Origin of the sequence: Sinorhizobium mexicanum, assembly GCF_013488225.1 — a bacterium.
GTDB lineage: Bacteria > Pseudomonadota > Alphaproteobacteria > Rhizobiales > Rhizobiaceae > Sinorhizobium > Sinorhizobium mexicanum.
Map to the genome: position 1 here is coordinate 1,232,061 of NZ_CP041241.1, position 12,651 is coordinate 1,244,711.

At 61.9% G+C, this 12,651-nt stretch carries 9 protein-coding genes; 4 read left to right on the top strand and 5 right to left on the bottom strand.

Annotated features, from left to right (window positions below; translation table 11 throughout):
- Positions 1 to 43: 43 nt before the first annotated feature.
- Positions 44 to 1,117 carry an ABC transporter substrate-binding protein gene (locus FKV68_RS29850; protein WP_180942528.1) on the top strand — a complete coding sequence of 358 codons (1,074 nt, stop codon included), beginning with the start codon at positions 44 to 46 and terminating at the stop codon, positions 1,115 to 1,117.
- A 283-nt stretch (positions 1,118 to 1,400) separates the two neighbouring features.
- Here the strand turns inward: FKV68_RS29850 and traA are convergent, their stop codons facing one another.
- Positions 1,401 to 6,011 (bottom strand): Ti-type conjugative transfer relaxase TraA, encoded by a 4,611-nt coding sequence (gene traA, locus FKV68_RS29855; protein WP_180942529.1) that lies wholly within the window; start codon positions 6,009 to 6,011, stop codon positions 1,401 to 1,403.
- Positions 6,012 to 6,232: 221 nt separating this feature from the next.
- Here traA and FKV68_RS29860 point away from each other — a divergent pair, with 221 nt between their 5' ends.
- The 3 genes from FKV68_RS29860 to traG are packed head-to-tail and all read left to right on the top strand — an operon-like array spanning position 6,233 to position 8,653.
- A complete protein-coding gene (locus FKV68_RS29860) occupies positions 6,233 to 6,520 on the top strand; it encodes a TraC family protein (protein ID WP_180942530.1) in 288 nt (95 codons plus the stop codon).
- Positions 6,510 to 6,749 carry a conjugal transfer protein TraD gene (locus FKV68_RS29865; RefSeq protein WP_180942531.1) on the top strand — a complete coding sequence of 80 codons (240 nt, stop codon included), beginning with the start codon at positions 6,510 to 6,512 and terminating at the stop codon, positions 6,747 to 6,749. Before FKV68_RS29860 ends, FKV68_RS29865 begins: the two co-directional genes overlap by 11 nt.
- Positions 6,740 to 8,653 (top strand): Ti-type conjugative transfer system protein TraG, encoded by a 1,914-nt coding sequence (traG, locus tag FKV68_RS29870; RefSeq protein ID WP_180942532.1) that lies wholly within the window; start codon positions 6,740 to 6,742, stop codon positions 8,651 to 8,653. Before FKV68_RS29865 ends, traG begins: the two co-directional genes overlap by 10 nt.
- Positions 8,654 to 8,942: 289 nt before the next feature.
- Here the strand turns inward: traG and virB11 are convergent, their stop codons facing one another.
- Genes virB11 through FKV68_RS29890 form a run of 4 tightly spaced genes read right to left on the bottom strand, consistent with a single transcriptional unit; the run spans position 8,943 to position 12,651 of the window.
- Positions 8,943 to 9,938, bottom strand: a complete 996-nt coding sequence (gene virB11 / locus FKV68_RS29875; protein WP_180942533.1) for a P-type DNA transfer ATPase VirB11 — start codon at positions 9,936 to 9,938, stop codon at positions 8,943 to 8,945.
- A 10-nt stretch (positions 9,939 to 9,948) separates the two neighbouring features.
- A complete protein-coding gene (gene virB10, locus FKV68_RS29880; protein WP_180942534.1) occupies positions 9,949 to 11,118 on the bottom strand; it encodes a type IV secretion system protein VirB10 in 1,170 nt (389 codons plus the stop codon).
- A 10-nt stretch (positions 11,119 to 11,128) separates the two neighbouring features.
- Positions 11,129 to 11,980, bottom strand: a complete 852-nt coding sequence (virB9, locus tag FKV68_RS29885; protein ID WP_180942535.1) for a P-type conjugative transfer protein VirB9 — start codon at positions 11,978 to 11,980, stop codon at positions 11,129 to 11,131.
- Positions 11,980 to 12,651 (bottom strand): VirB8 family type IV secretion system protein, encoded by a 672-nt coding sequence (locus FKV68_RS29890; RefSeq protein ID WP_180942536.1) that lies wholly within the window; start codon positions 12,649 to 12,651, stop codon positions 11,980 to 11,982. The genes virB9 and FKV68_RS29890 overlap by 1 nt, the downstream gene beginning before the upstream one ends.

Sequence of the window (12,651 nt, forward strand, 5' to 3'; positions counted from 1 at the left end):
AAAAACAAAAAACTCCACTTTTCATAAGACAAAGGGGACTCTTATGCTCTCTCTGCTTCCGCGTTCCGCAAAAATCTTCAGGCCGGCGCTTGCCGGTCTCCTGTACATTGCGTCCATTGCTCCACCGGCATTCGCCGCGGAACAAGTCATCATCGCATCAACCGGGGGTGCCTATGACCGGGCGTTGAAGGAGGCTTGGTTCGATCCGTTCACCAAAGCAACAGGCATCGAGGTCGTCACCGTCGTAGCAACCAACGCTGAGATGCGCGCCAAGGCTGCGGCGATGGTGAAGACCGGAAATGTCAGTTGGGACCTCTACCTCGACGGAGAGATCCAAGCCGCGTCGAAAGCACATCGCGAAATCACCGAGGATCTGACGGAGTTCTGCCGGCAGTTTGCCGATCGCCCGGGCCTCAGTGCCAATGCCTGTGCCGCCGGCGGCGCACTCCTGCAATCAACGGCAACCTTGCTGGCCTATAGAACCGGCAAGCCGGGCGAGCCTGTTCCGGAAAGCTGGGCGGATATGTGGGACACGGAGAAGTTTCCGGGAGACCGTGCCTTTCCGAATTTCGACGACCCCTGGCGCGTCATGGCGGCCGCCCTCCTTGCCGATGGCGTCAGCCGCGACGAGTTGTTTCCGCTCGATATCGATCGCGCCATCGCCAAGCTCGAGCAGATCCGCCCTTCGGTTTCGCTATGGTGGAAAACGGGTGATCAGAGCGTGCAAGGGTTTCGCAACGGTGACTACTCACTCGGCCAGATCTGGTTGACGCGCGCCAAGGCGATGCAAGATGAGGGACTGCCAATCGCCTGGTCCTACAAGGCGTCTTTCCTCGTCGGCGACCGGATCGCGCTGCTGAAGGGCGCACCGAATCGCGACAATGCACTCAAGCTGGTCGCCTTTTGGCTGAACTCGCCAGCCGCCCAGGCCAAGGCCTGCGAAGCGCTTTCCTGCACGCCGCCGAGTCGGGACGCCGTCTCGCTGATGTCCGCGGAAGCTCGCAGAACAATGCCGCAGGCTGACGACGTTCGCGATCATATCATCGTGCCCGACGCGGAATGGATCAACACAAACGCAGCGCTGCTACTGCAGCGTTGGAACGAGTGGATCCGTTGAAGACTTCTTCACGCGCAAAACGCAGGACTATTAGCAACCTCCGCCGCCCGAGTAGCGGCGGAGCGCAATGGAGTTCCGCTTCTGTCACCTCATCTGAAGCGCCGCCCGTCACGTTCGAAATCGTTAACATCTTGCGCGACCAGCTGCCGTGACTTTCCGGCTCTGGCAAAAGCGCATGGCGGCCACATTCGATCGCAAGCTCTCGTCAGCTGCGATCACACTGGAAAATCTGCCTTGCACCTTATCACCGGCAAATGGCGTCAGGATGTCTCTCCTTGTGTATCTATGGAGTGACACCACGTGACCTAGCGATCGTTCGCTGCTGGATCTTGTCGCTGCTCTGCAATCGGACGGTCTGCTGCAAGAGCTTCAGCCGCTCCTGCAGGGCCCCGAGCGCGCGGCGCTGCGTCGGCGGCACGCGATTGATCACGTCCTTCTCGCCGCGCAGAATGGCGTTGCGGCCGAACCGTTCGTCGAGCGCCCGGCTGACCGCGGCGAACTCACGCCGAATCGTGGAATCGAGCGAACCGGCGGTAGCGTCGAGCTTGCAGCCCTTCTTCTTCATCTCGGCCGAGAGCCGCCGCAAGGCCTCTTCCGCGGCTTGCGATAGTCCCGGAATAGCAACCGCCATCCGACGCCGCTCTTCCTTAACGCCCTGGCGTTCCGCCTCAAACGCGGTCACCCAGGATGCGCCGAGCGAGCGCAGATGGGCCGCCGCCTCTGGCACGGCCTTGAGCGCGTCCTTCCTCTCCCGGCCGGAGGCGAGCATCCGATCCATCAGGCGATCCGAACCACGCATCGCACCATAGGCGGTAGGGTCGTTGGTCACGGCCGCCGCGATCCGATCGGCCGCAAAGCCCTTGACGATGAGTTCCTCGATCTTGTCGACAGCACCGGCCGGGTCGCGCCAGATGCGCTTCGCGGTCTCGGCCAGCGCCGCGCGATGATGGCGATAGTGCTGAACAGTGAGCCCCCGTGTGCGCGCTTCCTCGTCCACCGATGTTTTGAACTCTGTCACGGCGGCAAGCATCGGCAACAGCACGGCCGTCGTCTCCTTACCGGACTCGACGCTCGCACCAGCGACGATCTTCGACCGGTTCTCCTTCTCGGCAAGATGCTGCTCCTCGGCAAAGCGCCGTACCGCTTCGAACAGCCGTCTCAACCTCCCGCGCTGTTCGCTCGTCAGATCGTCCGGCATGCGTTCGACCATGTTGCGTTCGGCGACCGCATCCGCCTTTGAGGTGAAGGCGCTCCAGCCGAAACGGGCTGTCAGCGCGTCGCTCATTGCCTTCACCTCTTGCACGACCGAGCGGTCCTCGACGGCAAGCGTAAAAGCAGCCCGGTAACCATCGTCTCCACCCTGTTTGCGCACCGCCTCGATCTCAACGAGACGCGCCATGGCGCGCGGTGAGAGCGCTGGGATCGACAGAGACATATGCATGCGGCGCGTCTGCTCGCGCTCACGGAAGCGTTCGGCGTTTCGACGGAACTCGGTCGCATGGGCACGGGCCACGGGGAGCAACTCCTGCAGGGCAGCCTTGGCGACGCTGCGCGCGTCGCGTTGAGCACGACCGTCGACGACGAGAGCAGACCCCCGCAGACGGCCGAGCCGCACCGGCGTATTGGCGAGATCGTCGGCAAGCTTGCGGGGCTCGGTAGCGGTATCCGAAGCAAGCGCGTTCAAGGCGGTAAGCGCTGCCTCCGGATCGCGATAGACCTTTTCCAAAAGCGGCCGGAGGGTCGCTTCCCGCTCGGCCCATGCCGGAGACGAAAGCTGCGCGAGGCGCGCATCCTCATCGACGCTCCGGGCGAATTCAGTCGCGGACCGGATCAGAGAGTGCCTACCGACCAGGATTCCTTCGGAGAGAGATTCCGTCCGTTCCTCACTGTACGAAACGCGCCGTTCCTGCTCGATCGCGAAGCCGAGCGCTATGCTCGCCCGTTCCCAGAGCTTCGCCAGTTGCTCCCACTTTTCCCAAATCGAGGCCCACCGCTGCGGCAAGCCCTCCTCTATTCCCGCCGCGGCGAACGACAGATGATCGAGCCCGCGCCTGCGTGCGAAATCGCTGGCATACGCCTGGTGACTTGCCTCATTCTCGAAATCGAGCGTGGTGGTCTTGGCGCCGGAACGCGACAGTCGCTCGACGAGCTGTTTGAACAGCTCCGGCCGATGGCTCTCGCGTTCGATCCGCTCCTGGCGAGCCTCGGCGGTTTCGACCCGCCTGGCGGTCCAGACGTTACGATCGACCTTGCGTTCCTCCGTTCGCTTCTCGCCAGTGGCCTCATCGACGACGGTGACCTCGACCTTGACCTTCTCGAAACCGTCCTTGCGCAGCGCAACCGTATCACCTCGCGAGACCCCAGCCTCCTTGAGGGCCTTCGGCAGGCTCACGCCCCAGAGACGGTGAACGGCTCCGTCGTCTGTCCTAAGGTCGGCATAGGGGCTTTCGTGCGCAACATCATCATCGGGTCGGAATTTGGCTTCCCCGGTTTCGACGAGCTCGCCGGTGACACCCGCGGCATGGCCGACGCGCGGTTGCCGCCTCCGTTCCGGACTCACCTCGAAATCCTCCTTCGCCGCATAAAGATCGGCGCGGTCGAGATGCCGGGTCATCGATACATAGGTCAGATGGTGGTCCATCATACCAGTGGCGAGGACGAAGGTCCGGTCCACCGTGGCACCCTGCGACTTGTGGATCGTCGCAGCATAGCCATGGTCGACGTTGCGATAGCTGTCCTCGCTGATGACGACATCTCGGCCGTTGTCGAAACGCACGGAAAGCAGTGTGTCACCCCGCTTGTCGCCGGTCGAGACGACCGTACCGAGCATGCCGTTCTTGACATATTGAGGGCCGAGACCCCGCGCCCGCGGCTCGACGAAGCGGGCGTTTTCCAGAAAGATGATGCGGTCGCCGACGGCAAACTCCCGCGCACCGCGCGCCGTCCGAAAGGTGCGGCCGTCGCTGAGCGCGCCCTCGTCAGTCATGACCTCGCGGAGCGCCTCATTCAGCCGTTTGACATCATTATTGGTATGGGCGAGCACGAGCAACTCGTCACCGCGAAAGCGACGCGCATTCTCGCCCTGGGCGGATTTCTGAAGGAGATCATGTCTCGCGCCCGCCCAGTCGGAAACGATGCGGCCGATGACCTCCTCGCGCGTTTCCGCCTCGACGATACGGCCGTGGCGCGCATAGGCGTCGAGGCCTTTCTCGATCTCGCCACGGGCAAAGAAGCGCGAGGCATCGCGCGCCCATTGCTCGCGCTGCCGTCGCACCCCGGCAAGTTCGGCAAAGCCGACACGCTCGGAAATCGCGCGGAATGCCGCGCCGGCCTGGATCGGCTGGAGCTGCATCGGATCGCCAACGAGAACGACTTTCGCTCCCACCTGCTCCGCAGTCTTCAGGACGCGCGCCATCTGCTGCGAGGACACCATGCCGGCCTCGTCGACAACCAGCACGTCGCCGCGACTAAGCAATTCGCGCCCACTGGCCCACGCAAGTTCCCAGGACGCCAGCGTCCGCGATCTGATACCGGAACTGTCCTCCAGTCCCTCCGCTGCCTTTCCGGTAAGCGTCGCTCCGGTCACACGACGGTCTTCGCTTTCCCAGGCAACCCGCGCGGCGGCAAGCAGCGTCGACTTGCCTGCGCCCGCGAGACCGACGACGGCCGCAATGCCGCTGTCGCCGGTGACATGACCGACGGCATCGACCTGTTCCGCATCGAGTGTCAAGTGCGCTTTCGGATCGGCTGTTTCCACGCTCTTGACGGCAGCAGCGACATTCCGTGAAGAAACGCCAAAGCCTTTTCTCCTCGAGAGGGCCTCAGCCGACTGCGCCATGTCGTATTCGATGCGCAGGATCTCCCGCGTGGTGAAGACCGCAGGCTCCGAAACATTGCCGGTCTGGGGATCGACCTGCTGCGGCTTCAACGTCACTAACTCATTTGCGGCCATCAGGCGCGCGCGGATATTGGTAAAATCGGTCGGATCGTCGACATAGCGATGCAGCGCCCTGGCGATATCCTTCTCGTCGAAGGTGGAGCGCTCGTTGCCCAGCTGCTTCAGCAAAAGCTTCGGTTCCGCAAGAAGCCGATCGGCCATATCCTGCCGGCGGGCGAGATCGGCCGGCGCGAAGTACATCTCAATGCCCTTGCGGGAGAGCGCGGCCCTTTGCGGTCCGAGATGTCTTTTCGCGATCCCGCCGAGGCCCTGTTCGACATAGGATCGTCCGTCGAGGCGGATCTCATGGCCGGCAAGCGCAAAATGCCGGTTCGCCGTTTCTGCCCAGGCGATCTTCCACGCCTTCATCGTTTCCTTGTCGCCCGCCCAAAGCTTGTAGACGATCTTGCCACTCTGCCGGTCGGGCGTGACAACGCGCAGCGGCTCGCCGTCCTCGCCCAGGACAGGGACCTTCTTCGGCCCGAAGCCCTCCCTCGCAAGCGGTCGCAGCGTCGTCATCAGGTGGACATGCGGATTGCCGTCCTTGTCGTGATAGACCCAATCGACGACCATCCCCTTGGAGGTGAAATTGTCGCGGACGAACTCTCGGACGAGGGCGATGTTCTCCGCTCGGGTCAGCTCCTCCGGCAAGGCGATGACCAACTCGCGGGCAAGCTGCGCATCCACCCGCTTCTCGAAGGCGTCGACCGCATTCCAGAGCGCCTCGCTGGCCTTGGCGACGGCTTGCCCGCCAATCGCCGTCCTCAGCCAGGTCGGGGTCTGGTCTGGCAGGGCCAGTTCCTCATGCACCAGATCGGGCGTCCCGCCGCGATAGCTGAACGTCGTTCCGACCTGTTCATCCATCATTCGAGCGCGATGGCAATAGGCGGCGGCGGAGACGATGCTGCGTCCCGCTCCCCTGCTGATCACCTGCGCTCTGACGAACATGATAGCCACGACCTTCTCCAGACCTTTCGCACACGTCGCGTCAGCGCCGAAAATGTGCCGCTCAAACCGATCGGTCTACCAAGGCCGATGCCGCTTCTCCGGAAGACGGGCAAGGGAAAAAACTCCGGCAGCGACGTTTTCGGGATGATGCAAATAGCCTATTTTACTATCTCAAACAAGATAGTATAGTCGGCATTGCGTAGATTGCTCCAACAAAGAAGGACTCTGGAATGGCCTCGAAATCATCTATCTCCGACATCGAAGCACAGATCGAGAAGCTGCACGAACGCAGACGAAAGCTGATAGTAAAATCCGCCGAGCGTTTTGCCCGGGCCGCAACGAAGTCGGGTCTTGCGGAGATGGAAATCGCCGACGAGGAGGTCGATCGCATCTTCGCAGAGATCGCCGGGCGATTTTGCAAAGGCGAGAAGAAGGGGATTGCTGGCGCAGCTGCTGCGCCGCGTCGCCTGCCAGGTGGCGCGACTGGAACGCCGGCGGAGGCTTCTCATGACGGCTGAGCGCAAGCGCGAGGCGCGGGAGAAATTTCTGCTCGGCGGCATCGTCGTCAGGGCGGGCCTGTCTGAGGCCGACCGGGCGTTTCTGCTCGGCGGCCTCATCGAACTGGCGAGGATCGCGCCGGGCTCGTCGGAACATCTACGGCTTCGCGATATCGGTGCGGAGGCATTTAAGATCGCGCCGGCCGATGTGGCATCACTGCCCGTCAGGGAGACGGCGAAGTGGCCCTGAAGTCAAAATCGCATCAAAACCTGTTGCTTGGACTAGTGCCAATCGCCGTCACCGCTGTTGCCGTTTATGTTGTCGAGTGGCGCTGGCCGGGATTGGCCACCGGCCTCTCCGGGAAGACGGCACACTGGTTTCTCCGGGCGTCACCCGTGCCGGCGTTTTTGCTTGGACCGCTTGCCGGATTGCTGACCGTACAGATGCTGCCGTTGCACCGGCGAAGGTCGGTCGCAATGGCGAGCCTTGCCTGCTTCCTCTCCGTCGCCGGCTTCTACGCACTGCGCGAATTTCGCCGACTCGCTCCGTCCGTGGAGAGCGGCGCGGTGACATGGGATCGGGCGCTTTCCTATCTCGATATGATGGTCGTCCTCGGCGCATTCGCCGGCTTCGTGGCCGTGGCAGTGGCTGCCCGCATTTCCACCGTCGTGTCAGATCCAGTGAAGCGCGCCAAGCGCGGAACCTTTGGGGACGCAGATTGGCTGCCCATGTCGGCGGCAGGAAAACTGTTTCCGCCCGACGGCGAGATCGTCGTCGGCGAGCGTTACCAGGTCGACAAGGAAATCGTCCATGAGCTCGCGTTTGATCCGAACGATCGGGCCACATGGGGGCAAGGCGGCAAAGCCCCGTTGCTCACCTACAAGCAGGACTTCGATTCCACGCATATGCTCTTCTTTGCCGGGTCGGGCGGATACAAGACCACGAGCAATGTCGTGCCGACCGCGCTCCGTTACACCGGCCCGCTCATCTGCCTCGATCCCTCCACGGAGGTCGCGCCAATGGTGGTCGAACATCGCACCCGCATCCTCGGTCGCGAGGTGATGGTGCTCGATCCGACAAAGCCGATCATGGGTTTCAATGTGCTCGACGGGATCGGGACGTCGCGGCAGAAGGAGGAGGACATAGTCGGCATCGCGCATATGCTGCTGTCGGAAAGTGTACGTTTCGAATCCTCGACCGGGTCGTATTTCCTGAACCAGGCGCACAATCTTCTAACCGGCCTACTCGCCCATGTGATGCTGTCGCCGGAATATGAGGGACGACGAAACCTGCGCAATCTCCGGCAGATCGTTTCCGAGCCGGAGCCCTCGGTGCTGGCGATGCTGCGTGACATTCAGGAGCACTCCGCTTCGGCTTTCATCCGGGAGACGCTTGGCGTCTTCACGAACATGACTGAGCAGACCTTCAGCGGCGTCTATTCGACGGCATCGAAGGATACGCAGTGGCTGTCCCTCGACAATTATGCCGCCCTTGTCTGCGGCAACGCCTTTCGGTCGAGCGACCTAGTCAGCGGCGAGAAGGACGTCTTCTTAAACATCCCGGCATCGATCCTTCGCTCCTATCCGGGCATCGGCCGCGTGATCATCGGCTCGCTTATCAATGCTATGGTTCAGGCCGATGGCGGCTTCAAGCGCCGGGCACTCTTCATGCTCGATGAGGCCGATCTCCTTGGCTATATGCGCGTGCTGGAGGAGGCGCGCGACCGAGGCAGAAAGTACGGCATCAGCATGATGCTGATGTACCAGTCGGTCGGACAGCTGGAGCGGCACTTCGGGAAGGACGGCGCAACGTCGTGGATCGACGGATGCGCCTTCGCTAGCTATGCCGCGATCAAGGCGCTCGACACGGCACGCAACGTCTCGGCGCAGTGTGGCGACATGACGGTCGAGGTGAAGGGCAGCTCGCGCAGCGTCGGCTGGGACACAAAGAGCGGAGCGTCGCGCAAATCGGAGAGCGTCAACTTCCAGCGCCGGCCGCTGATCATGCCGCACGAGATCACACAGTCCATGCGCAAGGACGAGCAGGTCATCATCGTGCAGGGCCATAGCCCGATCCGTTGCGGTCGCGCGATCTACTTCAGGCGAAAGGACATGAACGAAGCGGCAAAGGCCAATCGTTTCGTCAAGATTTGACGTTCCGTGTTGCGTACCGCCCAATCCCAGAACGGTAGCCCCCTACGATACTGTTCGGGCGGATCGTCGGAGGCGGTGGGGGCGTGAGCCGGTCGAGAAGGATCGTGTAGCCGATTGTGAAGGCAACAAGACCGATCGTCAGGCCGAACGCCCATCAGGGAATGCCGTTGGCCGCATCCCGGTTCGCGAAGACGACGACGCCCGCCGGCATGATCGAAGCGTGATGCCCTCGGCAATCAGCCCTGAAAGATCGATGGCTACCCTATTGCTGCACCAAAGGAAACTGCATCTAACAAGGCGGATCGTAGTAGATCTCGGTCACGCGAAACCGTCCATCCCTCCTCTTGCATTGAATGATTATGTCTATGGCGTTCTTCAGAAGGCTGCGGATGTCGTTTCGATCAAGTTCCCGGCCGCTCTCGGACTCCTTGACGAGGAGCGTCAGTTGTTCGAGCGCCAACCTCGTGGAGTCGGCGTGCACGGTCGTGATCGAGCCGGGATGCCCGGAGTTGACGTTGCGGATGTAGGAGAAGGCCGTACCGTCACGCAACTCTTGCAGCAGAATACGGTCGGGCCGCATGCGCAGGCAGGCCTCCAAGAGCTCCCCCGCCCCGATCGTCGAGAGCCCCTGCCTCCCCTTCGAATAGAACAGCCGCACATGATTTGGATGCGGAATGACGAGTTCAGGCGTGTCCTCTATCGAGATGATCCGCTCGCTTTCGGGGATATGCCGGATCAGCGCCTTCGACAGCGTCGTTTTTCCTGATCCGGTTGCGCCCGAAATTATGATGTTCTTGCGTGCCACGACCGCCGCGTGCAGGAACTGCTTGTGGTGCCCGGATTTATGGAGTTCGCTCAGCGTGAGGTCTGCAGTCGTCATGCCATCGGCGACAGGCCTCACATCCGCGAAAAGCCCATCACCCTCCAGATCATCGAGGCTCAGTGTCACGGAAGACGGCTTTCGGATTGTGATGCTGATCGTGTTCTTGCTCGTCGCGGGCGGGATGACGATCTGAATGCGCTCCTCGTCCGGCAGGGCCGCTGAAAGGATCGGATGCTGCTCGTCGATCGCCTGGTTCGAATAGGTGGCAATGGCGCGAGCCAATCGCATCAGCTTCTCGAAGGTGCACTCCGGCACGGCGTGGGTCCGCCATCCCCCCGCCCCTTCGGTGAGCACCTGGCCGGGCTGGTTGACCACGATCTCGAAGAGCGACCGATCGTTGAAGAAGCGTGACAACGGAGCGAGGAGCTCGCGCACGACACCGGCATCGGGATGTTCTGACATTCCTCCAGCCCTACTTCGCCGGCGTCGGCCGCGGACCGAAATCCCCAAGCACCGCCCGGTCATAGATCCGCTTGCGTGGTTCGGTCACACGCAAGCGATAGACGCTCGAGAAGTCGAGGTCGCGCGCCACGAAAATCGAAACCGGCTCGCCGGGATGTTTTTCCAAGGTGGGCGCAATGTTGTGGGATTGCTCGACGACAATTGCCGCTGCTTGCCCGCCGGCGCTCGTGGTGCCCTGAGCATCTAGGTCGCTGTCCTGGAGACGACTGCCAACATAGGCGGAAGCGTCGCCGACAATCGACAGCAGAAGGGCGCTGCCGAACCGCTCCCACCAGTGGGTGTCGATAAACCCGTCCACGCCGGCGCGACCAAGCGCGTCCGTGGCAGGCGACGCGAGGGTGATAATGACACCTTCCGGCGTCTTTGCCCGGCTCCACAGAACGAACAGCCGTTTTTGCCCACGCTGCAGCCCGCCGCGGTATTCGCCGACGACTTGGGTGCCCTTTTCCATCAGGACGACACGGCCGTTGTCCGACAGGACATCGCGGTTGATCACGCAGCTCGTGAAGCCCGGCTGATCAGACGCGAGCGCTGTTTCCAAGACGCAGGGGATCGACGCCCCCATCGCAACGATGAAGTCGCGATTGCCGAGCGTGCCGGCGCGTGAGCCCTCGAGCTGCGTCGGTCTCAGCAAAGCGTTAAACCTCTGCTCGTTGCCGTTGGCTTGCGCGTTTTGGCTGACAAGATTTTCGTCGAGTGGCAGGTAGTCGGAATTCGCCGATGTGGCCGAATTCTCGCTCTCCCGGCGCCCTGTCGCCTGTCTCTGTCCGCTGTAGGCCATGACAGGCGCACGACGCGCCGAGTCGAGCAACGGATCCTCGTCCTCAATGGCCTGTTCGACGACCGGCGTCGGCAGCTTCACTTCCGGGACCGCCTGAACCGGTTCCACCTTCTCCTTGGCGGGTTCGAAGCTTGTCGTCTGACGAATGACCACCCGCTCGGCTTGAGCGTTTTCCTGCTTTATCCTTTCACCACTCATCGACCATAGGGCGAAGGCGACAAATGCAACTATGGCGAGCGCGATCGCGCCGCGCTTCAGCACGGGATTGTTGTCGATCCGCCTGCCGGAGACTGTTTCAGCGCGTTCGCCTGGTATGCGGTCTTCGTCGTCCTGTACCATGACGGTTTCCCTACTGCGCCGTAACATCGGATTTCACGACGCGTTCGACGGAGGGCGAGGTCGTGTTGGTGTCGGGATTGATGCCGACACGGTCATAGGCCTCATTGAAGACGCAGAGCACGTCCCCTCCGCTCCGCAGGATGAACTTTCGACCGATGGCGTGGACCAACACCAGATTTCCATCGACCGACTTTGGAACAAGACTCTCCGAGCCGTCGGAGTTTTCAACGTAGATGGCCGGGATTTCCTGATTGCCGACGAAGGCGAAGGTGGTGATCTTGCCGTTGTCGTAGACGGTTTGCGGTTCCAGCGCCTTAGCGCCCTGCGCCGAGTAGCGCCAGTTCCGAGGGCCATGGGCTTCGTGGAGGGCAAGCACGTCGTCGGCTTCCTTTGCCTGGGCTGCGAACGCCCGGGCGGCGGCCGCCTCGCGTCGGCGCTCGGCCTCATCTGCCGGATAACGGTACTTCACGTAGAAATATGTATTCTGACCGACTTCGACCGACCCGTCGCGAACGATGAGTTCCATCTGATAGCTGCGCGTCGACCCATCCCGCCGCGTCGTCACCACGGAAATATTGGTGACCGGCTGGTTCTCGCGCGGTTTGAGGAACAGGATGTTGCCGGCGGGCGCGACCTCCCATGCAACGCTGTTGCCAAGCGCCACATGGGCAATTTCCTCGTCCGGCGCGAACTCGACCTGCACCGACGAACGCAATGAACCGACGATCCGCGTGATGTTGTACGGCTGATAATCGACAAAGCGGACGCGGCTATCCTGCGACGCACCGCGCGGTATTTCCAGGGCGCAAGCGACGGAAGCAATTCCGGCGAGAAGCAGGGTCGGAATGATGGTTTTTGGCATCAATTGATCGCCTCCGGATCGGAGCGGTATTCGCTCACCGCAAAGCCGAGAGGGTTCACCAGTCGATCGGTCGACGACATGGGGACGTTGGCATAGGAAAAGGTGAGCGTTGCAACCCAATGGGTCGTGCGGACGTCATCGCCGCGGGTGATCGTGCGCATATAGCGAACCGAAACAACATGCTGATTGATGAGGGAGATCGACGCGATGGCGATCTTCGCGGTCGCGCCGCGGCCGTAGATGTTCTGCGGAGATTCAGGATTGCTGCCACGATAGAACGCCGCAAACCGGGTCTGTTCCTGCTGTGCCGACAACAGGGCGATTGTCCGAAAATTTTCTTCCGCCTCGCTCCATACATACCCTTCCCGGGCGCGAACGTATTTCGCGGCGAAGTATTTGGTGACGGCCTCATCGTAGGTGCCGGGCGTCGAGCCCAACGCCGAGACCACGTCGACGATGCCGGTAGAATTGTCGACCCGCACGACAAAGGGTTCCACGGTCTTGAGCGGTGTAAGCCCCGCAATCGCGAAGATCGAGGCGCCAGCGACAACGCTGGCGCCGATGGCAATCGACCAGGCGATGCGGTTCGATCGCTCCACCTGGATCATGCGATCCTGATCGAAACGCCGTGCCTTCTCGAAATAGCTCTTGAGATCGTCCGTCGTCACCAT